Genomic DNA, 23,678 nt, shown 5'->3' on the forward strand with positions numbered 1-23,678 from the left:
TCGACCGCCAGTTGCTCACAAGACCTCGACTTGGCGATGGTCCACTCGCCGTGCGCTGGACCCCGACCCTTGCGCGCAGCCCGGCGCGCAGGGCCTCGACGTAGCGCAGGGCCTCGACGTAGCTTTAGCTACCACCTGCGCGGCAAGGGGACGACATGGCAACGGGAAGCACCACGGGGCGGTTTGAGGTCGGCGACATCGTGAAGCTCAAGAGCGGCGGCCCGGAGATGACAGTGGAGGAAACGTATGACGACTACGACTCGTGCAAGTGCCAGTGGTTTGCTGGCAAGAAGCTGGAGACCGGTAGCTTCCCGTATGCCTCGCTGGAACGCGCTCCAGTGAAGGCGCCGATCCCGGCACCCGGCACTGGCAGGGCGGGCGCGTGACACCCGCCGAGGTGGCCGACTGGATGCTGGCTCATCTCCATCGCGACGGCTGCGTCTACCAAGACGACGTCGTCGACATGCTCGCGAGACACGGCGCAGACGTCTTGCTGCGCGAGAATGCCGACGGCAACCTAGTCCTGAGCAAACCGGTCCTCGACGCTTTCATGAAGGTCTCGCCCGAGACGGTTGTGTGGATCAAGCCAGAGCGCTACTGGCGATGGCGTGTTGCCGAAGATGAGCCTGGCCGCGAACAACGCGGCTGAGGAGGCACACGGCCGTCGGCGGCGGCTCGTGCCCATCCTCGGCTTGATTACCGAATAGCCCTGCGCTTCAACGATCCTGAGCGCTTGGATTCTGCGGACGGCCTGCACGTCTTCGCGGGTGCTCAAGTGGCTTGGCGGGGCCACCCTGGCCCTCCCAGGTGCCGTTCAAAAAGCGGCGCAGAGAGGCTGCCGAGATACGGCATAGGCCCCCAGGCTGCTCCGGAACCTTCGGCAGTCCCCGACTCACCTGCTGCGCGGCCTTGCGGATGGAGCACTCCCCGCTGACCACCAGCCGCGCCGCCTCCTGCAGCAGCGCCAAGTTCTTGAACGGCCGGCCGATGTGCTTCCCCTGGGCGCGCGCGTGGTCCTGCCCTTCCTTCGACCGGCGACGGAGCCGCTTCAGCTCTGTGGCCGCCATGCCGCTCGTGACTCCCAGCAGGATGGGCTTGTTGTCGTCGTCCTCCTCTAGCCACTTCTCCGCGATGGAGGCGCACGTCACGCCAGCCGCCTCCAGGCTCTGGATCTGGAGCAGCATGAACGCCTGGTCACGGCCGAACCGGTCCAGCGCCCAGACCAGGAACGCCTGCGGTTGCTGCTCCATGCCCGCCATCGCATCGCCCACCGCGCGCAGGAACTCGGCACGGTCGTTCTTGGTGCCCTTGGCTACCTCGACGTACCAGACAGGGAACCACCCGCGCTCATCGCAGAAGGCCTGCATGCGCGCGCGCTGCACCTCGGGGTCCTGCTCATCCGAGGAGACCCGGCGGTAGCAGCGGCACACAGTGACGCCGGGTGGAGGGGTGAGGGGCTTCATGGTGTGCCTCGCTTCTTCCGCCATGCCCGGCGCGTCCGAGGCTCGGTCCACCCCCATAGCTTGGCCTGCAGCAGCGGGTTTGCCTTTGCCACGCGGATGAAGTCCTTGAGGCTCAGCGTCACCAGCTTGGATCCACGCGTGCCCGCCTTCGTCACCACCGCGGGCATGCTGTCCTTGCGCGCCTTGGAGGCTTCCGCCGTCTCGCGGTAGAGGCGCTCTACCGGCCGGTGCCCTCCTGACTTGCACTCAGCCCAGAGCACTCCGGCCTCAACGTCCGGCGCGCCATGCTGGCGCTGGAACTGGAGGCAACGCTTCGCACCGGGGGCGAGCTTGCGCAGCTCCCGCGCCGTCTCCCGCTCAAACGTCTTCCACTTCTTCACCCCTTTGCTGGTCATTCCTCGGCGGCCCACTGGTGGCTTCTCCTTCCGTTCAACGCGGTTGAGTGCTGCTGGTGCTCTGTACGCATCGGCTGTCTTCGTCACGAGGTGCTCCGGGTAAGAGGGAGGGAGGGCAGGAGGGGGCCCGCGCCCACCACCGGCAGGCGCTTGGCGAGTTCGCGGGCGATGAAGAGCAGCGCCACGCACTGGCGGCGGGTGTGGCCCTCGGGGCTCTCCCACGGCAGATGCCCGTTGCCCTCGGCCACGGCCAGCCTGTCTCGAAGCCTCTGCCCCTCGGAGCTGTGGCCGCCCTCGGACAGGGCGAACTCCTCGAGCAGCTCGGCGCGCACGTCGAAGCGCACCGCGTCCAAGGCCTTGTCCACCTCCGCCCAGGCGGCCTTGGTGAGCCTCAGGTAGTGGAAGGCCACCTGCAGCGAGGGGTGGCCGTGGGCTACGTCCTCGGCGGCCTTGTCCAGGGCCCGGAGGACTTCCCAGCGCAGGGCGGGGCTCACCGAGGGCATGGGCGCCTCCCGCTTGCCAGGATCCGGATGAGTGCCGCCTGGCGGCCCTCCTTCGCCCTCAACCACCGGTCCCGAAGTGGGCTTGAGGCCTCAGGCACTTCGAGCAGCAGCGCGCCGATCTCCTCGGCCTCCCACACACGCTCGGCCGGCGCGGTGGGCAACGTTGGCCTCGGATCCACAGGCTTGGGTGCTGCCAGGGCTGGTGCCTGCAGCTGTACGGGCCTCGCCTTGGGCGCTGGGCGTGGCGCGGTGGCCTTGCGCGGCACCGGAGGCGGCGCGGGCCTCTTCAGGTACGCCCCGCGCACCCCTTCACTCTTGGGCGCGGGAGGCAGCCTCCGGAGGGCTGCGGCATGTTCCTCCGGTACCTCTCGGGCCGCTTCGCTCCTGCTCACCGTGGGTGTGGAGGTGCCCAGCAGTTGAGCCAGTTGGCCCTGTGTGTAGCCGAGGGTCTTGCGCAGCTCGGCAGCTTCCGCCCCCGTCATGGCGCGGCCCTCCCAGCCTCGAATAGGTCCGCCTGCGCGGCCTTGAGGCAGTGTGGCGAGAGCCACACCCGCTCACGCTTCGAGTTCTCCTTGCTGCCACGCGCGGCCGCGTACCCGCCGGAGGCTTCCCAGGCCACGCATCGCCAGGTGGGCGGCATGGTGTGCTCACCCTCGTAGCCGCACAGGGCTATGCGCAGCTTCGGGTTGTCCCCGTTCGCCAGGGCCCATTCGCGCACCGCCCGAGAAACTTGCGCCGCCGCCTCGTTGTAGACGTCCTCTTCTTCGTCATACGGCGGGTCCAGCAGCACGCCCGTCACGCCAAGCTGCACCGTCGCGGAAGGTGTCAGCACGCGGGCCCAGTCGCCGCAGTACACGCGCACCCTGCGGAGCCTCTCTCCGAGCGCGCGAAACCAGGCGCGTACTGCCTCCGGCCCCTCCGAGGCCCGCCGCCCGTGAATGCCACGCAGCCCGTTGCCCGGGTGGGCCCGGCCTTCCCACTCGGGGTTGGTGCACCAGCCGTCTCCGATCCACTGGGAGATTCCCCAGACCCACCGGCCCGCTACCTCGCAGTCGAAGAAGTTCGGGTCCGTCCGCATGCGCTCGCGAAAGTCTGGGCCCAGTGGCCGCCGCGTCTCGCTGAGGGCCTTGTCCAGAATGCTCGTGGCGAGTTCCATGCTCCCGGCACCCAGCGCGGCCCGAGCTTGGGCAGCAGCTGCGCGGAGCGCGGCCGCCTCGTCTGGCGGGCCGTGGGTGAGCCACTTGTGCCAGGCGTGCAGGTCCGCTTCGTTCACGGGCCAGTCCGCGTGCGCGGCCACTCCTTCCGGATCCACGGCCACGGCCCGCCAGAAGTTGGCCAGGTACGTGTCGATGTCGTTCACTGTTTCCACGCCCGGCAGGTGCGGCCGGGCCAGCAGAACCGCGAGGCTGCCGGCAAAGGGCTCCACGTAGTTGGGCACGTTGCCCAGCGCCTGCCAGATGATGCTGGCGGCGCGGGCCTTGCCCCCGAACCACGGGAAGGGGGCACGAAGAATGGCCGTCACTCGGTGCCTCCCTTCGTGTTGGGAGGCAGGCCGGACGCCTCTCGCGCCGCCTTCACCTTGTCCACGGTGCCCTTGAAGCCGGAGGCGCGCAGCACCCTGAGAATCTGGGTGTCCGTGAGGCCCGCCCGGCACTGGCGCGCCACGGCCTTGCGGAACTCCTCCTCCGCCTGGGTGCGCAGCTGCGCGTTCTGCGCGTACGCCTGCTCCAGGGCCTTGCCACCCTCGTGCGCGCTCACGGCAGCACCTCCGGCGCATTCACCGCAGAGGCCGCGCAGCACTCGCGCGGCCCGGCGGGCTGCCACTGGCAGTCAGCCAGGTACCGCCTGCCATGCACGCACACAGGCCAGCCTGGAATGTCGTCACGCATGAGGCGCGGCGCGTGGGGCCCGCTGCCTCCGGGCCTGGAGAGGCCGCACTTCTCGCAGAACCGTTGGGGCTCGCTGCGGCGCACGTGCACGGTGCCCGTGGACACGGCTCCACCTGCGCCCCGAGCACTCCCCTTGGCCCATGCGCGGTGGCTCGGGCGCGTGGCTGCTACCGCCTCGGCCAGGGCCCTCTGGTGGCCCGTGGGCGGGCCCTCGGTGGGGCTCGCCTCGCGCAGTGCGGCCGAGAGGTGCTCGGCTTCGAGCACCTGCCTGCGCACCTCCTCCAGTCGCCCGGGAGTGAGGTTCCACAGGCCCAGCGCGCCCTTGCTCTGCACAGGCCGCGCAAGGCGCACCGTGCCTTCAAGCACCCAGTGCACCTGTCCTGGCACCGCCCAGCGAGAGGGGCTGTTGTGCACAGCACGGGCGAGCACAGCCACGGCCACCACGGCGCCCTTCACGCACGTGCGCGGTCCCGGCACGCGCAGCCCGAGCACATCCACAATCGAGTAGGCGCCCTGGGTGTCGTAGTCCTGGCCCGCGTGAATGGCGAGCAGCTTCCCCACGGCGTGCGCAGGTGGCTCCCAACCACGGTTCTCCACGTCCTTGCCGAGTTCAGCCACGGCACTTGCCCATGGCTGCTTCAGCGTCAGGGCCTGGAGCACCGTGGCAGACCGGAGCAGGTCCACCACGGTGGGCCTCATGGGGTGTCTCCCCGCGCAGCCTCCGCCTTGGCCCGCCGGAGCTGCTCCGCTGCGAGCTCGCCCCGGTACCAGCGCAGGCGGGTGCACACCGCCTTGAGGGAGTCCTTGCGGCGCACCGCGCAGGCGTGCTGGTGCAGCGCCAGGGCCAGCGCGCGCAGGAAGAGGGCGCGCCATTGGTCTCTGGCAGCGGTGCGCGCCTGGGCTATGTCCTTCCAGGCGTCGCGGGTGCTGGTCATCAACTCCAAGTCCCAGCCCAGCGCCTCGAGCTGCGCGCCCAGGTTGCCCATGGCCTCTCCGGCCTTGTCCCTGCGCAGCTCCGCGTCGTAGGCGCGCTGTTGGGCCTCTCCGAGGGCCACCAGCAGCCCGGCGTTCTGGGCCTCCAGCTGCGCGGCCTTCATGCGCAGGGCGGGCACCGCCAGCGCCAGGCACGTGTCACAGGCTTCCGCCCCTGCGCGGGCTTGGGGCAAGCGCCCCTGGCACTTCGGGCAGCGAGGCGCGCGCCGCCAGCCCTCCCAGCGGCGAGCCAGGCCGGCACGGGCGCGACGGTAGCCGTGGCAGATCCACCCCCACGCGGCAGCGGCTCGGGCCCTGCGCGCCCACGCCAGGGCCCGCTGGCTGGCCTCCTGTACGCTGTGGGCGAGCACGGCGGCCTCGTGCAGGGTGAGGCCCAGAAGCAGCGCCACGGCCCGCCAGAGGCCCTCGGAGCGGCTCTCCGCCGTGCCATGAGGGGCAGGGGTGGCCGTCCCGAGCCCTCCCGCCGTGCTGCCGGTGCTCAGGAGTGCCCTGTCCCTCTCTTCGCGGGCAGCGTCCCGCTCATGCAGGTACCGCTCGGCACTCCGGGCCTCGCGATCCACGGCCCTGCGCAGCGCCACCCCCTCGCGCATGGCCAGCCGCAGTTCCCTCGCCATGCGCGCAAGGCCTTCGTTGAGCCGGAAGGCCGCGCCCAGCTCCTGGTGGGTGACAGCGAGCCCTTGCAGCTCCTCCAGCTCGTCATCCGTCACGCCCGCGGTAGCACCCTCCGCCTTGGTGCTCGGAGGTTCCACCGCAGGTGCCAAGGCCGCCTCGGTGGCCCCTCCGCCGTCCCCGGTGAGGCTGGGGACGGCTCCGGGAACCGCAGACGGCACCACACCCTCCGGCAGCCCCTCTCCCCGGCAGTAGCAGCAGTCCGGGCCGCACAACGAGCTACTGCCACCAGCCGAATCCGCGCCATTTAGGGGATTTGAAGAATCTTGCCCCCGCGCACCCCCTCCAGGGTCCTCCTGCCCTCCTACAGAAGGCCCCTCTGGAACCTCCCGTTTAGGGATATTTGAGCTTCCAGGGTGAGCACAGACTTCCGCAGACTGCTGCGATCTGCATGAAGGACGATGTCCGGCTTGATGGTGCGCCACAGTTCGCCCGTACAGTCCTGGGCGATCAGACGCGCCTCCTCCTCCCTGCTCACCGTCTCCAGCACCTTCGCGTTGGGGTAGTAGCGGTAGCGCTGCTCGATGCTGAACGGCGCGGGCCAGAGCTGCTCCAGGACTTCTTGAGCACACTGGAGGGCGACCGCATGCTTCTGCTGCCCCAGCAACATGGCCCGGGTGATGGGTCTGCCACAGCCATCCACCTCCACCTCCTCACCGCACTCCTCTCGAGTCGGGGCCCGGTTGCCAAAGTACCGGGCGTTCACCTGCCGCTCCGCCAGCCGTGCGCACTCCGCCAGTTGCTCCTCGAGTTCTCCCACCGCGTTGTCGCTCTCCAGCACCATGAGCAGCATCGGCACCCATTCGGCCAGCTGCGAAGCCACCACCCGACTGGCGGCAGGGGCAAGGCTACCCGCCGCTCCACTTGCGGTGGCCGCATGGCGGACGCTGCTCGCGGTTTCTGTGTCGAGGCGCAGTTCCCTGCGGGTCGAGGACCGAGGGCTGCTGGCACAAGCTGCTAGCAGGGAGCTGGCAAGAAGCAGGCACGCAAGTTTTCGGAGCACTCTTCGACCTAATAGAATGGTCGAGCGCTCCCGCCCCCACCGCTTCATGACGTGCTTCATCAAGCTCATGTCGTACCACCGGCTCCCTCATGTTGAGGGCGAGTTCCAAGTTGCCGTCGACGCGGTGCGTTGCGCGCTCACCCAGCAGTATCTCCGAGACCCGCACTTGGGCGGCCCTGGCGTCTTCCGCCAGGAATTTGGCGCGTCCGGCCAGGAAATCCTCGCCGAATTCTCCTACCTTCCCCATACCGACTTCCCCACGAGGACCCGTCCCATGCTCAACCCCCGCCTGCAGGCCCTCTTCGACGACTACTTCTCCTCTCACCAGCACCCCATCAACCGGCTGACCCACAAGGTCGCCATCCCCGTCATCGTCCTGCACATCGTCGCCATGCTGGACTGGGTCAAGCTCTTCAGCTTCCCCGGGCTCCCCGGCGGCGACCTTACCCTCGGCATCGTCGCGTGGCTGCTCGCCACCCTCTGGTACCTGCGCGCCGATGTGAAGCTGGGCCTCATCGTCTCCGTCGCCATGGCCCTGTGCTTCCCCCTCGGCCGCATGATGCCTGTCTGGTCCGTGGTCGCCATCGCCGTGGGCGGCTGGCTCATCCAGCTCGCTGGCCACGCCGTCTGGGAGAAGAAGTCGCCTTCCTTCCTCACCAACATGGTCCACGCCCTCATCGGGCCCATGTTCTTCGTCGCCCTCATCACCGGCGACTACGCCATCAAGTCCCAGCCGATGGACGCCTCCGCCTCGCGGGCCTGAGCCATGCGCTTCGCTCAGAAGATGCGCTCCTGGATGCCCCTCCATGAGAACGGCGTCTGCCGCGCCGTGCACCTGCTCGGGGGCTACCTCTTCGTCTTCTCCCTCCTCGTCCCCCTGTTCTGGCTCCGCACCGAGGTAGGGGGCGTCTCGCTCACGGGCGCGCATGCACTGCTGGCCGCTGTCGCCATCGGCTCCGTGTCCCTGGAGTGGACCGCCGGGCTGATCGCCTCGCTGCTCCTGGTGCCCACGTTCGCCACCGCCGAGGCCGTCTCCCGCCTGCCCACGGGCACCGCCGCCGGCATCGCGTTCGGCGTCATGGCCTTCCGCTTCGCCATCGTCGTCGGCAGTCACGTGCTCTTCGAGAAGAAGACCCACGGCCTGTCACTCGGCGGCCCCGCCCTCTTCTTCCTGGAGCCCGTCTACCTGTTCACCCTCGGGCTGTTCGCGCTCGGCCTCAAGGGCGAGCTGCTGGCTGCGGTGGGCGCCGCTCAGGAGCCCGTCCTCTCCTCGGGGAAGACCGTGCCCGCCCCAGGCGCACGTCCCTTCAGCGAGTAGAGCACCACCGACTCCTTCCGCCCCTTCACCTCTTCCTCGCCCACGAGCTCGCCCTGGAAGCCCGCGCCCGCGCGCTTCCAGGTGCTCGCGCTCACGAGGATGTCCACCCCCACCGCCTTCGTCAGTCCCTCGATGCGCGAGGCCACGTTCACCGCGTCACCGATGATGGTGTACTCGTGCTGCTGCGTGCCGCCGAGCATCCCCGCCGCCACCACCCCCGTGTGCAGCCCGATGCCGATGCGCAGCGGCGGCTGCCCGTGCTTCTCGCGCCACGCGTTGAGCTCCACCAGCTTCGTGCGCATGTCCAGCGCCGCTCGCATGGCCTGCTCGGCATGATCCTCGCTGTGGTCCGGCACGCCCCAGCACGCCAACATCCCATCCCCCAGGAACTTGTTCACCATCCCCTCGCGCGCCATCACGATCTGCGTCATGTGCCCGAAGTAGTCGTCCAGCAGCGCCAGCACCTGCTGCGGCGGCAGCGTCTCGCTCAGCGAGGTGAAGCCTCGAATGTCGCTGAAGAGGATGGTCACCTCGCGCTGCACCGGGAGCAGCGCCGTCTCGCCCGACTCCATGACGCGGTTCACCACCTGGCGCGGCAGAAAGCGCGAGAGGTTCTCGCGCTGGCGCAGGTTGAGGAACATGAAGCGCACCGCGTGGTTGGTCCACCCCAGCATCATCCCCAGCGAGAGGAAGCACCCCACCACGAAGCACGACTGCATCCAGCTGAAGCTCCCTCTCAGCCAGCTCAGGAAGACATAGCCACCCGCCGTGAGCACCGTGGAGAACACCACGTGCAGCACGCTGTAGCGCACCACCGAGAAGGACAGCACCGCCGCCGCCCCTGCCGCGTACATGCCCTCCGTGAAGCGCCCCTCCAGCACGTAGGTCCGCCACCCCATCGTCACCAGGAAAGCGACATCGATGATCGTCGTGGGGATGGGCATCCACCGCGAGCGGTGCACGTCGGGCTTCTCCCGCAGCCAGAGGATGGCAGTCGTCACGAGGACGAAGACCAGGTAGCCCAGGATCGTCCCCCGGCGCACCCCGTCCTGCAGGACATGTTCGCCTCGCAGCTCGCGAATGCCGCCCTGGCTCAGACCCATCAGCAGGAAGAGCAGCAGGCGCACCAAGGCAACCGCCCGCTCTCCCTTCAGCGCGCCCTCGGCCAGCACCTGCGCCTGGTTGGCGCGCGCCAGCTCGAAGCGGGCCACCGTCGTCCCCGTGCCGGGCTTGCGCTTCCTCCATCTATCGATGCTGACAATGGCCACGACGTGCCCTCAAGGAACTCAGTGGAACCGCAGCTCGCCCGCCACCCGCAGCGAACCCATGACTTCGCCGCGCGTGTTGCGCAGCACCGGCTCCTCGTGGTGCGTCAGCCCTTCTAGCGGCAACGTCAGCCCCGTCTCTGCACCGCGCTTCGCGGCCACCTGCCGCAGCACCGCCAGCAGCGCGGGCGGCGAGCACCGCCCGTCCCCATCCTCCACCTTGAGTGCCACGCCCAGCCCCAGCGCAGGGAGGGCCGCGCAGTAGACGCCCTCGGCCCCCACCTTCGCCAGCACCGTGCCCCGGCACGCCGCCATCAGCTCCGTGCACAGCCGCCCCGTGCCCGCCACCAGCTCCGGGTGAGCCCACATCGCCTCGCGCACCCGCCGCGCACCCGCCTCCTCCGAAGTGCCCAGCCGCGCGTAGGCCGTGGCCATGGCGCTCAGCGGCAGGGCGAAGCACACCGCCGTGCACCCATCCACGCCCAGGTGCAGCCCCTCGGGCCCCAGCCCTGTCCACCGGCGCACCTCCGCGAGCAGGCGCTCCTGCACCGGGTGGCCCAAGCGCTCGTAGCCCTGCGTGGGCCAGCCGTGGTGCCTCGCCAGCGCGAGCATCCCCGAGTGCTTCCCCGAGCAGTTGCTCCACTTGGGCGTCAGCTTCACTCCCGTGCGCGCTGCCTCCTCGGCCACCGCCGCGCTGAGCGGTGGGTGCGGCCCACATGCCAGCTGAGACTCCTCGCAGCCGCAGGCGCGCAGCATGGCCTCGGCCAGCTCGCGGTGGACGGGCTCGCTCGAGTGCGAGGCGCACGCCAGCGCCAGCTCCCGCGTCCCAAAGCCCCAGCGGTCCGCCGCCCCATCCATCACCAGCGGCAGCGCCTGGAAGGGCTTCGCCGACGAGCGCCAGTACGTCATCCGCTCGGAGTCCCCCGCCGAAGCCACGGCCCGGCCAGACACGTCGGTGACAACCACCGAGACCCGGTGGACGGATTCGGCGATGCCAGAGCGGGTGGACTCGATGGAGAGCGAGGACATGGACCGCACGGCCTTAGCACACAAGGATGCGTGGAGCAGACGCTGGTGGGAGCGCTGGCTTCCTGCTGAACTCGGGCCCTCACCTGCCTGCCGTCCCCGAAGGGAACTTCCCGTGGTCCGCCTCTTCGTCCCAGTCCCCGCGCCTGCTCCCGCCGAGGTGGTGCTCACGGGCGATCGCCGCCACTACCTGCTCCACGTCCTCCGGCTCGCCGAGGGCGCCGAGCTGGAGGTGTTCGACGGCACGGGCCGCTCCTTCGACGCGCGCGTCACCCGCGTGGAGGCCGAGGAAGTCCACCTCGCGCTGGGGCCCGTGCGCACCGCGCCTCCCCGCCGTCCCGTGAGCGTGCTGCAGGGGCTGCCCAAGGGCGACAAGCTCGAGCTCGTCCTCCAGAAGGGCACCGAGCTGGGCGCGGCCGCCTTCTACCCCGTGGCCACCGAGCGCAGCGTGGTGAAGCTGGAGCCCAAGCGCGCCGAGGAGCGCACCGCGCGGTGGACCAAGATTGTCGAGGAGGCCGCGCGCCAGTGCCGGCGCAGCGACGTGCCCCGCGTTCACACCCCCCAGCCGCTGCTGGAGGCCGCGCGTGCGCTCGCGCCCAGCACCGCGCTGCTGGTGCTGGACGAAGAGGAGAACGCCGTCCCCCTGGGTGAAGCCTTCCGCGCCTGCGCTCCCGGAGCACCCGTGGCGCTGGTGGTGGGGCCCGAGGGAGGACTCGCGCGCGAAGAGGTGGCCGCGCTCGTCGCACTGGGTGCACGCGGTGTCACCCTGGGCTCCCTCATCCTCCGCACGGAAACCGCGGCGCTGGCGGCGCTCGCCGTGATGGCCCACCTCGATGGAGAGCTCGGATAGCAGCCAGGGAAGCAAGCGCCCTGCTCGTACCCAACTGCCGCTCCCTCGTCGCCATTCCTACTTTTCCTGCGTCCGGGGCCACACACGGCCCCCGCGCAAGGAGAAACTCTTCATGGGTATCATTGCCTTCATCATCATCGGTCTCATCGCCGGTCTCATCGCTCGCGCCATCCTGCCGGGCCGTCAGAGCATGGGGCTCCTGGCGACGACGCTGCTGGGTATGGTCGGCTCGCTCGTGGGTGGCCTCATCGGATCTCTCTTCGTGCGCGATGGGCGCCTTTTCGACCTGCACCCGTCGGGCCTGCTGATGTCCGTGGCCGGCGCCATCGTCGTGCTCCTCCTGGTGGGAGCCACCGGCCGGCGCCGCATCCATGCCTGAGTGAGTGAATCCACACGTCCCCTATCGAACGGAGGGGGTGACGGCGTGGGGTGAGCCCCTGGTGGTTCCTCAACCAAGGAACCGCAGGGGCTCGCGCTTTTCTTGCCCAAGTCCCAGGGACGTCCTTTCATGTAGCACCTGCCGTCGCTACCTGGAGGATGCGTTGTCCAAGTGCCTGAAATGCGGAGCCGCCCTGCCGCCTGTGGGTGAATGCCCCACCTGCGCTGCTGCTGCCGCGAGCCAGCCCGCCGCCCCCGGCGTGCCCAGCTTGCTCAACAAGGACATCCAGATCGACCGCCGCAGCCGAACCCCGGAGAGCACCCCTGCGGTGTCCGGAGGCGCCGTCCCCAGCTTCGCGGAGCTGGAGCGCGCCCCTACGGCCTCGCCACCGGGGATGCCCGCGCGTCCGGCCGCACCGCCTCCTCCGCCACAGGCCGCAGTGCCTCCCGCCATGCGTCCGGCGCAGCGCAGCCCGACGCCCATGCCCATGCCCGCGCCGCAGGTGGCAACGCCTCGCGCCATGACGCCGCCGCAGCGGCTGCCCGTGCCCACTCCGATGGCGGCCCCGGCCAGCCCGCCGCCTCACGCGGCCCCGCGCGGTCCCACCGGTGTCGCGCTCCCCTCGAGCGTCGCGCTGGGGGATCCAGATCAGACCCTTCCCGACACGCTGCCCGGCATGCCCGTGCCGAAGACAGTCGCCGCCCCGGCGCCCGTGGCGGCGGAGGTGCCCGCTCCGGCTGTCGCCGCTCAGACGTCCCTGGATGATCCGGACTCGACCGCGCCCGGCAACCCGCACTTCGTGGCTCCGCCGCCCGCGGAGGCTCCGGCCACCGGCTCGCTGCCCATCCCCCGCCAGCCCACGGCTCCCGCCGCGGTGGTGACCTTCGCGGCCCCGTCCCGTCTGCCGATTCCCCCGGCGGCGCCCCGCACGGCGGAGGCCTCCGCGGCCTCGGCCAAGGCCCGACCCCAGAAGTCGGGTTCCACGGGCGACGAGCTCCACGAGGTCCACGCGCGCCCCGCCTCGCTGTGGCGCCGCCTCCTGTCCTTCACCATCGACACCGCCGCCCTGGTGGGTGTGGCTTCGCTCTACATCTTCCTGGCCTCGTCCATCGCCGGGGTGAAGTCGCCGTCCTCCCAGGGTCTTACCCCGCTGGACGCCATGGCCGCCTGGATGCACGCGCTGAAATCCGTGCTCCTGCCCGGCTTCATCCTCCTCTTGGTGCTCGCGACGGTGTACTGTGCGGTGGCGGCCTTCTTGTGGAATGGCCGGACACTCGGACGGCTGTTGCTGGGGCTGCGGCTGGTGGATACCCACGGACTGGCCCCGGCTCCCTCGCGCGCCATTGTGCGGGCGTTGCTCTCTGTCGTGTCCTTTGGCCTCTTCCTCGGAGGCTTCTGGATGGCCCTGTTCGACAGACGCGGGCAGACTCTGCATGACAAGCTGACGTCCACCTTCGTCGTTCAACCCAGCTGATCCACCACCGCCATTGTGCCTTGCGGCCGCGGCCGTAAGATGCCGCGTCCTTCATGCCTGCCCGACTCGCCCAACTCCTGGTTGCGCGCGGCCTCCTCCCGCAGGAGACGGTCGATGCCGCCCTGCGCCAGCAGCAGTCCAAGGGCGGGCTCATCGACACCGTCCTGCTGGAGACGGGCCGGCTGCGCGAGGCTGATCTGCTGAACCTGCTGGGCGAGGCCTCCGCCTTCCGCCCGGTGAACCTCGCGGACTTCGAGCCGAACGCCGAGGTCGCCACCCTCATCCCTCCGAAGATTGCCGAGCGGCTGTGCGTGGTGCCACTGTCGCTGGACGGCAACACGCTCCACGTGGCGTGTGGCTTCCCGGTGCCGCGCAAAGAGCTGGACGAGGTGGGCTTCCTGCTCGGCAAGCCGCTGGAGCTGTGGGTGGCCACGGAGGTGCGCGTCCGCGAGTGGATCGCCTCCGTCTACAAGCAGCCGCTCCCCGAGCGCTTCTCGAGCCTGCTGGCTGCGCTCAACAAGCCGTCCACGGCCGCCGCGCCCACGCTGGCGCCTGCCGCTCCCGCCATGCCTCCGCCACCTCCGCCCGAAGCCATGGAGGAGGCCGAGGAGAGTGGGCTCACGCCCGAGGCGCTGGAGCGGATGGCGCGCTCGGTGGCCCAGGAGCCCGTCTCCCTCGAGAAGCAGGGTGGAAGCGCCGCACCTGCCGCGCCCGCCGCTTCCGCGCCTGCGGCGGCAGCGCCTCCGGCCGGCTCGGTTCCGCCACCCGCTTACACGCGCGAGCCGCTGCGCCTCAACATGCAGGCCGGGGCCCCCACACCCGCTGCCTCCGCATCCCCGCCCCAGCCCTCCGCGCGTCCGGCCGCTCCGGCCACGCCCCAGGCCGGCTCGGCTCCGCCGCCCGCCTACACGCGCGAGCCGCTCCGCCTCAACATGCAGGCCGGGGCTCCCGCGGCTGCCACGCCCCAGGCTCCGAACGCCTCGCGTCCGGCGGCTCCCGCTGCTCCCGCCGCTCCCGCTGCTCCTGCCGCAGGTTCGGTGCCTCCGCCGGCCTACGCGCGTGAGCCGCTGCGCCTCAACATGCCGGCCCCGCAGGCTCCGGCTTCCCCTCCGGCCCAGCCGCCACCGCCACCGGCCGCGAGCACGGCCGCCCCCCGTGCTCCCGCAGCTGCTCCCACCGCTGGAGCCACGCCGCAGCGGACTCCCATCACGCAGCCGGGCTTCCCGATGACGCCCGCTCCGTCGATGCCGAAGGAGCCGCAGTTCCTCGTCTTCAGCAACCCGGCGCCCGCGATTCCTGCCCCGCGCCGCCCGATGACGCAGCCCGACTTCCCGATGCCCACGGCGGAGGCCGCTCCCACCGCGACGCCCGCTCCGGTTCCGAGCGCGGCCGCAGTTCTCACCCCCGCGCCCGTTCCCATCACCTCGCTCGCGCCCGGGGCGGCCGCGCCGCAGCCTCCGAGGCCCGCCGCGCCCGCGAGCCAGGAGGCGCCAGACTGGACGCTGGCCCAGGCACGCGCCGCGCTGAAGGACGCCACGCGGGACAGAGATCGCCTCATTGACGTGGCCCTGCGCTTCGGGCGTCGCACGTTCGACTACGTGGCCGCCTTCGCCATCGTCCGCGGCACCGCAGGAGGCTGGGAGGCCCGTGGCGAAGGCATGACGGGCGAGCAGCTGTCGCAGGTGTCCATTCCGCTCGACGCCAGCAGCGTCTTCCGCACCGTCGCCGTCACCCGGGGCAGCTATGCGGGTCCCCTGCCGCCGGACGCGCTCAGCAAGCACTACGTGGAGCTGTTCGGCCGCCAGTCGCCGCGCGCTATCTTCCTCTACCCGGTGGAGGTGCGCGGCCGGCTCGTGGCGCTGCTGTACGGAGACTGCGGCCAGAAGCCCATCAGCCAGCGGCGCATGTCCGACTTCATGCTGTTCTGCCAGGACATGCCGAGCGCCTTCCAGGAGCTCATCCTCTTCCGCAAGCAGCGGATGACGGAGCTGCGCGCGCCGGACCTCGCCGAGGCGCTGGGGACTCCTCCCACGGCCTCCCCAGCTCCCGCGCCCGCGGTGGTGGCGGGCCTGGGCTGGAGCCCGTTCTCCGGGCGCACGAGCGGCTCCCTGGGCCGCGCCGCGACGATGCCTCCGCGCGTGACGAGCGAGGAGCGCCCGCCTCCGGACTTCGCCCCGCTGATCAAGCGCCTCACCGGACCGGACGCCGCTCAGCGCACCGGCGCCATGGCCGAGCTGGCCCGCACGCCCGAGGCCAGCGCGCGCGTGCTGGCGGCGAACTTCCCGGGCCCCACTGCTTGGAGCCGTCTGCCCGTGGTGGACCTCCCCGAGGCGGATGAGCTGGGCCCCATCCCCGCCGCGCTGTCCCGGCTGGGCCGGTCCGCGGCACAGGCGCTGGCCCCGCTGCTGGACTCGGCAGACCCGGACACGCGCTACTTCGCGCTGCTCACCGCGGGCAACCTGGCCTACGTGGAGCTGGTGGACGGCGTGCTGCGCGGGCTGTTCGATCTCGAGCCGGACATCTCCAGCGCCGCGCGCGTGGCGGCCTCCGCGCTCAAGCACCTGCCCCGCTTCGACGCGGCGATGCGCGACTTGCGCCAGGAGCTGACCAACCGCGATCCGCTGCGGCGCTCGCTGGCGGCACGCGCCCTGGGCTCGCTGCACGACCGGGATGCCATCGAGGGCCTCATCAACCTCACGGGCAGCGACGACGAGATGTGCGCCGAGGCCGCCGCCGAGGCCCTGCGCGAAATCACCCGCGCGACGCTGGGCCGGCAGCCCCGGCAGTGGACGGCGTGGTGGGCGGAGAACCGCACGCGCCGCCGGGCGGACTGGCTCGTGGTGGCGCTGCGGCACAAGGAGCTGGACGTGCGGCTGGCGGCGATTGAAGAGCTCAGCCGCGCGCTCAGCGACACCCTGGGCTACTACGCGGATGCTCCCGAGTCCGAGCGCGAGATGGCGGTGCGCCGCTGGGAGGCCGCGGCCGTGGATCCCGCCCGAGCCCGGAGGCTGGGCGCGCTCTAAACCATGCAAGAGACCTACGACTCCCTGCTCAAGGCAGCACGTGAAGCCCTCGACGGCCAGGATGCACAGAAGGCCTTCTCCGTGTTCCGCCGCGTGCTGGAGTATCCGGGGGCTCAGGAGCTGGATCACTCCTCGCGCTGGAAGGAGGCGTGGGAGCTCTTCGCGGACATCGCGACGCCCATCGCCGGGGAGGAGTTCGCGGCCATCGTCCGCCAGGCCGCGCAGGACGAGCGCGACGTCCAGGCGCTGTACAACCTGGGGTATCAGCTCATCGAGCAGTCGCTGCACGGCATGGCGGCCACGGTGCTGCTGCGCGCGCACCTGCTCGTCCCGGGCGCGGAGCCCATGGTGACGGAGCTCGTCGTCGCCCTGGAGGGCATGGGCGCCCACGCGGAGGCGGCCCGGCTGCTGCAGGCCCAGCCGCAGCTCGTCCAGAGCAGCTTCATGTGCCGCTACCTGCTGGCCTACAACGCGCTGATGTCCGGGGACGTGGACGAGACGCGCCGGCTGGCACCCGGGCTGGAGTCGCTGCTCGCGCGCTCCGGAGCGGAGGAAGAGCAAGCCCAGGCGTTCGCCGGCATGAAGGAGCGCATCCACCAGATGCTCGCCCGTGCGGATGCGCTCCAGGGCGTGTCGCCGCTCGACAAGAAGGACCTGCGCGGGTGGCACTTCGTGACGACGGGCGGCGTGCTGCTGCACCTGTCACCCTACGGCTTCGACGAGGGAATGACGGGGCGGTACGCCTTCCTCCAGGACTCACAGGCGCTGTGCCTGGAGGGCATCCGGCGGGTGGAGGCAGTGCTGGACCAGGCGGGGCGCAAGCCTCCGCGCGTCTTCGTCCTGCCGGACCGGCACAGCGCCATCCTCGCCCACGCCACGGCGCGGGTGCTCGGCCTTCCCACCGAGCCCTGGCCCGAGCAGGGCAGCGACGCACCCGGGCTCATCGTCGCGTATGACGTGTTGTCGCTGGAGGTACCGCTGCTCCAGACACTCAGGACGCATCGGCCGGGGCAGGTGCTCTGGAGCCACGCCACGCAGTGGACAGAGGAAGCTCCCTTCGCCGCGGACCTGACGACGTTCCTGTACCAGCAGAACACCTCGCCCTGGGGCGAGCGCCTCCGGGTCAACCCAGAGACTCAGAAGGTCGAGCGCACCGCTCCCACCGAGGGCACTGTGGAGGCGCTGGCCGAAGAAGTCCCCTCCGCCCTGTTGGAGGACACCGCGCTGGCGGACCTGCCCGAGCTGACGAAGCGGGTGGCGGCCATGGCTCAGGTGAAGGGTGACGCGGCGGGCGGCCTGTTCCGCGAGCAGGGCCACCGGCGCCGAAGCCTCACGGACTCGCCCGTGAAGAGCAACCGCTTCAATTAACAGGAGCCGGGGATGAACGAGTCCGCCTGGCTGAGCCTCGCGGCGTGCACGGGACAGCTCGCGCTGGCGGGGCTGGCTCTGGCGCGCGTGGGCAAGAGCCCCCTGGCCCTGCCCCTCTCCCTGCTGTCCATCGCCCTGTCCACGTGGAACTTCGCCCACTTCGCCTATGCCGTCTCGGGCGAGGAGGGCTGGCGGCTCGTGGCGCTGACGGCCACCATCATCACGGCTCCCTGCGCGGCGCACTTCATCCTCGCCTTCACCGGCCAGCGCCGCCGCTTCGCCCCGCTCATCTACTCCACCTACGGCCTCTTCGGCCTGTTCGCCGTCGTGGCGCTGTCCGCCCTGGGCTCGCCGTGGGTGGCCGTGCGAGCCACCTCGCTCACCTTCTCGCGCCTCACCATGGCGCTCGTCACCCTGCTGCTGGGCGGCGGCTGGGCCCTGCTGGTGCTCCACCTGCGCCGGGCGCCCAGCCTGGAGGAGCGCATCCGCACCGGCCTGCTCCTGCTGGGCCTGGTGCTCCTGGTGGCGCTGCCCGGCACGGATTTAATGGCGGACCTGGGCTTCAACGTGCCCCGGCTCGGCACCCTGGGCACCCTGCTGGGCCTGCCCGTCATGGCCACCGTGGCCCTGCGCTTCCAGCTGTTCGGCAAGGCCCTGTCCAGCGAAGCGGCGCTGTACGCGGTGACGCTCGCGGTGGTGGGCGTGCTGGCCTACCTCATCGTCTTCCGCCTCTTCGCCGCCGAGCAGGGCGCCCTCGTGGTGGGCACCGCCGCCATCACCTTCGCCCTGCTGGCCGCCGCGCGCCGGGTCGTCAGCGCGCTCGTCACCCAGCGCGAGCGCCTGGAGCGCCTGGCCACCCTGGGCCGCTTCTCCGCGCAGATGGCGCACGACTTGAAGAACCCCATCGCCGCGCTCAAGGGCGCCGCGCAGTTCCTCAAGGAGGAGCACGCGCAGGGCCGCCCCTGGGACGACAAGGGAGACTTCCTGGACTTGCTGCTGGAGCAGGTGGAGCGGCTGGATCGGGTGGTGAGCACCTACCAGCGCCTCGGGCGCGTGGAGCCGCTGCCCCGGCCGCTGGACTTGAACCAGCTGGTGGAGGACGTGCTGTCGCTCCAGGCCTTCACCGGGTACGCCAGCGTGAAGCGGGAGCACAGCTTGGAGAAGGACTTGCCGAAGTGCTCGGGGGACTACGACTTGCTGGCCAACGCGCTGGAGAACCTGGTGCGCAACGCCTGCGAGGCCATGCCCCAGGGTGGCACCCTGATGGTCCGCACGCAGCGTGAGAGCACGGACAGAGCGGGAGTGGTGGTGAGTGTGGAGGACACCGGCGAGGGCATGGACGCCCGCACCCGCGAGCGGGCCTTCGACGAGTTCTTCACCACCAAGGCCTCGGGGAGCGGGCTGGGGCTGGCCTTCGTGCGGCGGGTGGTGGAGGCGCACGGGGGCGAGGTGTCGCTGACGAGCCGGGAGGGGCGCGGTACCATCGTGAGCCTGCGCCTGCCCTGTACGGCAGCGCCCGAGGGCGTTGCCGCCCCTGGAGAAGGAGCACCGTGGCCGAGCCGCTGAAGGGAAGCGTGTTGCTGGTGGACGATGACCCCGCCGTGGCCAAGGTGCTCGGCGCGCTGCTGGTGCAGGCGGGGCTCACGGTGCACACGGCCAAGAGCGGAGCCGAGGCGCTGAGCCTGCTGGGCCAGAAGCCCATCGACGTGGTGGTGAGCGACGTGCGGATGCCGGGCATGAACGGCCTGGAGCTGCTCGGCGAGGTGACGCGGCTGTACCCGGATGTGCCCATCGTCCTGATGACGGCGCACGGCACGGTGCCCATGGCGGTGGAGGCCATGAAGGCGGGCGCGGCGGACTTCATCCTCAAGCCGTTCGACCGGGAGGAGATCCTCTTCACCATCCGCAAGGCGCTGCTGCGGGCGCAGGGGGACGTGGAGCGCTCGCCGCTGAAGACGAGCGCCTTCGTGGGGCGCAGCGCGGCGATGGCCGAGGTGGAGGCGCTGCTGACACGGGCGGCCACGGGCACGGCGACGGTGCTGGTGCGCGGCGAGTCCGGCACGGGCAAGGAGCTGGCGGCGAAGGTGGTGCACGACGCCAGCCCCCGGCGCTCGGGCCCCTTCGTGAAGCTGCACTGCGCGGCGCTGCCGGAGACGCTGCTGGAGAGCGAGCTGTTCGGCTACGAGAAGGGCGCCTTCACCGGGGCGGCCACGCGCAAGCCCGGCCGGGTGGAGCTGGCGAACGGGGGCACGCTCTTCCTGGATGAGATTGGCGACATCTCCCTGCACGTGCAGGTGAAGCTGCTGCGGCTGCTGCAAGAGCGCGAGTTCGAGCGCCTGGGAGGCACGCAGACGCTGAAGGTGGACGTGCGCTTCGTGGCGGCCACGCACCGGCCGCTCGAGGAGATGGTGAAGAAGGGCGAGTTCCGCGAGGACCTCTTCTACCGGCTGAACGTAGTGCCGGTGTGGATACCGCCGCTGCGGGCGCGGCCGGAGGACATCGAGCCGCTGGCCCGGCACTTCCTCGAGGTGCACGCCAAGGCCAACGGGCGGCCGCCCTTCACGCTGACGGCGGACGCGCTCCAGGCGCTGCAGGCCCAGCCATGGCCAGGCAACGTGCGCCAGGTGCAGAACTTCATGGAGCGGCTGGTGGTGCTCTCAGACGGGCCCTCGCTCACGGGCGAGGACGTGGCGCGCGAGCTGGCCCGGCAGCCGGGGCTGATGCCCACGGGCTTCCAGGCTCAGACCGCTCCCCCGAGCACGACTGCACCGGCGGCGGTGACCCCAGGGAGCGAGCCGAAGACCTTGGAATCCCAGCGGCGTGACACCGAGCGCCAGGCCCTGCTGGATGCGCTGAAGCGCGCCGGGGACAACCGCACCCTCGCCGCGCGCCTTCTGGGGATCAGCCGCCGCACCCTCTACAACAAGCTCGAGGAGCAGGGACTGCTCTGACAGGGTTGGTGGGACTGACCCGTTTTCCCGCATTAAAAAGAATTTCTAAGTCCTATTGACTTCCAGTCTTGTTTGATTTTTACTGCATCCACCTCGAACGCTTCCGAGGCAACCCACCACAAGGGGACCCCCATGAACGAGACCATCCAGGATATCCGCAGCAAGGTGCAGGATCTGCTGAACCGCGCGCAGGTGGATGCCAGCTTCCGTCAGTCGATGCAGATGAACCCCGCTGCGGCTCTCTGCACCGCGGGTGTCCCCAATGCAGTTGCCCTCGTGTCCCAGGACGAGATCGCTGACTGCTCCTGGACCTGCCTCTGGACCTGTTCCTGGACGAGCTAGTCCTCCAGGGATAACGCAGGCTTCGAATGTATCGAGCGCGGGTAAAGGGTGTAAAAACCCTGAACCCGCGCTCTTTTTTTGTCCTCTGCACCGCGGGTTGGAGGTAGGTGGAAGTGACCGCTGATCCATTCCTCGAGCTGATCTCAGAGGCATGTGCGTCGCACCCTGGCTTCCAGGACGGTTGGCAGCTCCACCCCCCGTCGCGCGGGTGGATCCGAGTCACCCCCCTCCACTCGACGCTCCCGAAACAGGGGTGGAAGCTGCACCTCACCGCGGGAGAGCAGTCCTCCCGGCAGATTCTCACCCAGGCCCTTCCCGTGTTGCTGGAGGAGCAGGCCGCGTTCAAGGTGGCCGCTTCGCAGCAAGTGCTGGGAGATCTCAACGAAGGACGGAGCGGGCTGAGCCAGGTCGGTAAGTTCCTGACCATCTACCCACGGGATGAGGCACACGCGGTGCGCCTGGCCACCCGGCTCGACGAGGCGACGCGCGGCCTGTCAGGTCCCCAGATACCTTCTGATCGGCAGCTGCGCCCGGGAAGCTGCGTCTTCTACCGCTACGGCAGCTTCAGCGGCCGCCACATGCAGCTGCCCATCGGCGAGCTGGTGGAGATCCTCGAGGCGCCCGATGGGCAGCTCTTCCCAGACAAGCGGGAGTCGGTCTACCGCGCGCCTCCCCCCTGGGTGAGAGACCCCTTCACCACGGGGCCCGGGCCCGCCGAGCCCCCCAAGGCTGCCCCCGGCGTCATCGCGGGACACTACGCGACGGTGGCCAGCATCCACCGCTCGGCCCGCAGCCAGGTCTTCCTCGCCATTGATCTCAAGGAGATGCGCAAGTGCGTGCTCAAGCAGGTGAAGCGCGCCGCGGGAGACGGTGACGCGGGCCGCCGGCGCCTGCACCACGAGATGGAGGTGCTGACCGCCCTGGCTCCGTCCCCCTGGTTTCCCACGCCCTACCAGTTCGTCGAGGACGAGACGTCCGCTTACCTCGCCATGGAGGACATTGAGGGCGACACGCTCTCCGCTCACATCCAGAAGCTCTCGGCGCGCGGCTGCTTCGCCTCGGAGGCGCAGTTGGTGTCCTGGGGGAGCCAGCTCGCCGAAGCCCTGGGGAGCATGCATGAGCGAGGGCTCGTCTTCAGCGATTTGAAGTCCGCCAACGTGCTGGTCCCCCCGCAGGGAAAGCTCCGCCTCATTGATCTGGAGCTGGCCCATGGCGCCTCGCTGCCGCGCGTGGAGGGGGCCGGAAAGGGAACGCACGGCTACATGACGCCGGCACAGGCCTCTGGGCAGCCATCCACCGCTGCGGATGACATCTACGCCCTCGGCGCCCTGCTCTACTTCGCCGCCACGGGCGCGGAGCCCTCGCACGCCCCCAGCGGCTCGCTGCTCGTCCGGCCTCTCTCCCGGCTCAACCCCTCGCTCTCTCCCGCGCTCGAAGCCCTCATCACACGGTGCCTGGCGCCGGAGCACGCGCCCCAGTCGATGCGAGAGGTGGCCCAGGCGCTCGCACAGATGGGGACGCCCTCCACCACGGCCCAGCTCACGCCCGCGGACCGCGCTCCCTCCGCCGCACCTCCCGGGGACCTCTACCGCACCCAGGCGCTGCGGCTGGGAGACACGCTCGTCCATACCGCCCAGCGCGATCCCTCCACCGGAGCCGTCTTCTGGAATCATGGGCACCCGCTGAACGGGGGCCTCCCCTCGCGGGACATCAACCTGGGGAGCGCGGGCATCCTCCTGGCCCTGTCGGCCCTGGTCTCCACGTTCCAGAAGCCCTCCCACCGCGCAACGCTGGCCGAGGCAGCCGCGTGGCTGGCGAAGGCGCCGAGGCCCGAAGGCCCACCGAACCCGGGGCTCTATGTGGGCGAGGCGGGCGTGGGGCTGGCGCTCCTGCGCGCTGGGCGCACGCTGGAGGACGAGGGGCTGGTGCAGGCGGCGCTCGAGCGGGCCCGCGCCGTGGCCCCCCTCCCCTTTGCCTCACCGGACGTGTTCAACGGCACGGCCGGACGCGTGCGCTTCCACCTCGAGGTGTGGCGGGAGCTGGACAGTGCCGAGAACCTCCAGGCCGCGCTCACGGCCGGAACCTCCCTGCTGTACAGCGCGCAGCGCTCGGAGGCGGGAGAGCTCAAGTGGGCCATCCCTCCTGGCTATGAGGGACTGAGCGGCAACATCCAGCTGGGCTACGCCCACGGGGCCGCCGGCATTGCCGACACCCTGCTGGACCTCTATGAGGCGACGCGCGAGCAGCGCTTCCTCGAGGCCGCCTGCGGAGCCGGGCGCTGGCTGCTCGCCCAGGCAGCCCCCGCGCTGGAGGACGGCAGCGGCCTGTGCTGGCCCTCGCAAGCGGGCGCCGCGCCGCATGCCGCGTTCTGGTGTCACGGCTCGGCCGGAGTGGGGAAGTTCTTCCTGCACGCCGCTCGGCTGGAGGCGCTCCCGGAAGCCGCCACCGTCGTGGAGCGCTGCTTCAAGACCGTGGCCCGAGGCACCCGCTGGGCCAACCCCGTCCAGTGCCACGGGCTGTCCGGCAACCTCGAGTTCCTCCTGGACGTGTACCAGGCCACGCGCAAGCCCGAGCACCTCGAGGCGGTGCAGGAGCTCGTGGGACTCCTACAGGCGTTCGCCGTGGAGAAGGAAGGCCACCTCTACTGGCCGGCGGAGAACCCGTTCCTGCTGAGCCCCTCCTATATGGTGGGCTACGCGGGAGTCGCGGCGTGCCTGCTGCGCCTCGCGGAGCCCGAACAGCGCGCCTCCCTGCTGCGCTGAGCCGC

General features: G+C 70.6%; 24 protein-coding genes. 13 read left to right on the plus strand and 11 right to left on the minus strand.

Going from position 1 to position 23,678, the window contains the following annotated elements:
• Positions 1 to 155: 155 nt before the first annotated feature.
• Positions 156 to 386, plus strand: coding sequence for a YodC family protein (locus DB31_RS42635; protein ID WP_044199307.1), 231 nt, complete (start codon positions 156 to 158; stop codon positions 384 to 386).
• On the plus strand, positions 383 to 649 hold the full coding sequence (locus DB31_RS42640) for a DUF6953 family protein (RefSeq protein WP_205628661.1): 267 nt from the start codon (positions 383 to 385) through the stop codon (positions 647 to 649). The genes DB31_RS42635 and DB31_RS42640 overlap by 4 nt, the downstream gene beginning before the upstream one ends.
• A gap of 67 nt (positions 650 to 716) precedes the next feature.
• Here DB31_RS42640 and DB31_RS42645 read toward each other — a convergent pair whose 3' ends face one another.
• From DB31_RS42645 to DB31_RS45830, 9 genes are all read right to left on the minus strand, one after another.
• Positions 717 to 1,463 carry a recombinase family protein gene (locus DB31_RS42645; RefSeq protein WP_044199309.1) on the minus strand — a complete coding sequence of 249 codons (747 nt, stop codon included), beginning with the start codon at positions 1,461 to 1,463 and terminating at the stop codon, positions 717 to 719.
• Positions 1,460 to 1,843, minus strand: coding sequence for a hypothetical protein (locus DB31_RS42650; RefSeq protein ID WP_157232476.1), 384 nt, complete (start codon positions 1,841 to 1,843; stop codon positions 1,460 to 1,462). The genes DB31_RS42645 and DB31_RS42650 overlap by 4 nt, the downstream gene beginning before the upstream one ends.
• 98 nt (positions 1,844 to 1,941) lie before the next feature.
• Positions 1,942 to 2,361, minus strand: a complete 420-nt coding sequence (locus DB31_RS42655; RefSeq protein ID WP_044199312.1) for a hypothetical protein — start codon at positions 2,359 to 2,361, stop codon at positions 1,942 to 1,944.
• Complete coding sequence (locus DB31_RS51755) at positions 2,349 to 2,843, minus strand: helix-turn-helix domain-containing protein (protein ID WP_044199313.1); 495 nt, start codon at positions 2,841 to 2,843, stop codon at positions 2,349 to 2,351. Before DB31_RS51755 ends, DB31_RS42655 begins: the two co-directional genes overlap by 13 nt.
• Complete coding sequence (locus tag DB31_RS42665; protein ID WP_052420692.1) at positions 2,840 to 3,883, minus strand: DNA adenine methylase; 1,044 nt, start codon at positions 3,881 to 3,883, stop codon at positions 2,840 to 2,842. The genes DB31_RS51755 and DB31_RS42665 overlap by 4 nt, the downstream gene beginning before the upstream one ends.
• The gene (locus DB31_RS50115) at positions 3,880 to 4,119 is read right to left on the minus strand and encodes a hypothetical protein (RefSeq protein WP_044199315.1); all 240 of its coding nucleotides are present in this window, start codon (positions 4,117 to 4,119) and stop codon (positions 3,880 to 3,882) included. Before DB31_RS50115 ends, DB31_RS42665 begins: the two co-directional genes overlap by 4 nt.
• A complete protein-coding gene (locus DB31_RS42675; RefSeq protein ID WP_044199317.1) occupies positions 4,116 to 4,949 on the minus strand; it encodes an ASCH domain-containing protein in 834 nt (277 codons plus the stop codon). The genes DB31_RS50115 and DB31_RS42675 overlap by 4 nt, the downstream gene beginning before the upstream one ends.
• Positions 4,946 to 6,073, minus strand: a complete 1,128-nt coding sequence (locus DB31_RS42680) for a hypothetical protein (protein ID WP_157232480.1) — start codon at positions 6,071 to 6,073, stop codon at positions 4,946 to 4,948. The genes DB31_RS42675 and DB31_RS42680 overlap by 4 nt, the downstream gene beginning before the upstream one ends.
• A gap of 143 nt (positions 6,074 to 6,216) precedes the next feature.
• On the minus strand, positions 6,217 to 6,735 hold the full coding sequence (locus DB31_RS45830) for a hypothetical protein (protein ID WP_205628662.1): 519 nt from the start codon (positions 6,733 to 6,735) through the stop codon (positions 6,217 to 6,219).
• Positions 6,736 to 7,189: 454 nt separating this feature from the next.
• On the opposite strand from DB31_RS45830, the gene DB31_RS42690 reads away from it, so the two are divergent.
• Together DB31_RS42690 and DB31_RS42695 are read left to right on the plus strand one after the other, a co-directional pair.
• The gene (locus tag DB31_RS42690) at positions 7,190 to 7,678 is read left to right on the plus strand and encodes an Mpo1 family 2-hydroxy fatty acid dioxygenase (RefSeq protein ID WP_044199404.1); all 489 of its coding nucleotides are present in this window, start codon (positions 7,190 to 7,192) and stop codon (positions 7,676 to 7,678) included.
• 33 nt (positions 7,679 to 7,711) lie between these two features.
• A complete protein-coding gene (locus tag DB31_RS42695; RefSeq protein ID WP_240487256.1) occupies positions 7,712 to 8,233 on the plus strand; it encodes a hypothetical protein in 522 nt (173 codons plus the stop codon).
• Here the strand turns inward: DB31_RS42695 and DB31_RS42700 are convergent.
• Together DB31_RS42700 and DB31_RS42705 are read right to left on the minus strand one after the other, a co-directional pair.
• The gene (locus DB31_RS42700) at positions 8,167 to 9,501 is read right to left on the minus strand and encodes an adenylate/guanylate cyclase domain-containing protein (RefSeq protein WP_240487258.1); all 1,335 of its coding nucleotides are present in this window, start codon (positions 9,499 to 9,501) and stop codon (positions 8,167 to 8,169) included. The two genes, DB31_RS42695 and DB31_RS42700, sit on opposite strands and share 67 nt — an antisense overlap.
• Positions 9,502 to 9,519: 18 nt before the next feature.
• Positions 9,520 to 10,527: an asparaginase gene (locus DB31_RS42705; RefSeq protein WP_044199321.1), complete on the minus strand. Its 1,008-nt coding sequence runs from the start codon at positions 10,525 to 10,527 to the stop codon at positions 9,520 to 9,522.
• A gap of 112 nt (positions 10,528 to 10,639) precedes the next feature.
• On the opposite strand from DB31_RS42705, the gene DB31_RS42710 reads away from it, so the two are divergent.
• The 9 genes from DB31_RS42710 to lanL all read left to right on the plus strand — a co-directional run bounded on the left by DB31_RS42710 (position 10,640) and on the right by lanL (position 23,673).
• Positions 10,640 to 11,374 carry a 16S rRNA (uracil(1498)-N(3))-methyltransferase gene (locus DB31_RS42710; protein ID WP_044199323.1) on the plus strand — a complete coding sequence of 245 codons (735 nt, stop codon included), beginning with the start codon at positions 10,640 to 10,642 and terminating at the stop codon, positions 11,372 to 11,374.
• 112 nt (positions 11,375 to 11,486) lie between these two features.
• Positions 11,487 to 11,753, plus strand: coding sequence for a GlsB/YeaQ/YmgE family stress response membrane protein (locus DB31_RS42715; RefSeq protein WP_044199324.1), 267 nt, complete (start codon positions 11,487 to 11,489; stop codon positions 11,751 to 11,753).
• Between the two features lie 163 nt (positions 11,754 to 11,916).
• Entirely contained in the window at positions 11,917 to 13,227 is a 1,311-nt protein-coding gene (locus DB31_RS42720) for an RDD family protein (RefSeq protein ID WP_240487260.1), read from the plus strand.
• Positions 13,228 to 13,280: 53 nt separating this feature from the next.
• Entirely contained in the window at positions 13,281 to 16,250 is a 2,970-nt protein-coding gene (locus tag DB31_RS42725; RefSeq protein WP_044199326.1) for a GspE/PulE/PilB domain-containing protein, read from the plus strand.
• A gap of 3 nt (positions 16,251 to 16,253) precedes the next feature.
• Positions 16,254 to 17,618 (plus strand): hypothetical protein, encoded by a 1,365-nt coding sequence (locus DB31_RS45835; RefSeq protein ID WP_052420693.1) that lies wholly within the window; start codon positions 16,254 to 16,256, stop codon positions 17,616 to 17,618.
• A 12-nt stretch (positions 17,619 to 17,630) separates the two neighbouring features.
• On the plus strand, positions 17,631 to 19,184 hold the full coding sequence (locus DB31_RS42735; RefSeq protein WP_044199329.1) for a two-component system sensor histidine kinase NtrB: 1,554 nt from the start codon (positions 17,631 to 17,633) through the stop codon (positions 19,182 to 19,184).
• A complete protein-coding gene (locus tag DB31_RS42740) occupies positions 19,169 to 20,569 on the plus strand; it encodes a sigma-54-dependent transcriptional regulator (protein ID WP_205628663.1) in 1,401 nt (466 codons plus the stop codon). The genes DB31_RS42735 and DB31_RS42740 overlap by 16 nt, the downstream gene beginning before the upstream one ends.
• A 132-nt stretch (positions 20,570 to 20,701) precedes the next feature.
• Positions 20,702 to 20,911, plus strand: coding sequence for a hypothetical protein (locus DB31_RS42745; RefSeq protein ID WP_044199331.1), 210 nt, complete (start codon positions 20,702 to 20,704; stop codon positions 20,909 to 20,911).
• Between the two features lie 113 nt (positions 20,912 to 21,024).
• A complete protein-coding gene (gene lanL, locus DB31_RS42750; RefSeq protein ID WP_044199333.1) occupies positions 21,025 to 23,673 on the plus strand; it encodes a class IV lanthionine synthetase LanL in 2,649 nt (882 codons plus the stop codon).
• The last annotated feature ends 5 nt before the right edge of the window (positions 23,674 to 23,678 follow it).

The sequence above is a fragment of the Hyalangium minutum genome, assembly GCF_000737315.1.
Classification (GTDB): domain Bacteria; phylum Myxococcota; class Myxococcia; order Myxococcales; family Myxococcaceae; genus Hyalangium; species Hyalangium minutum.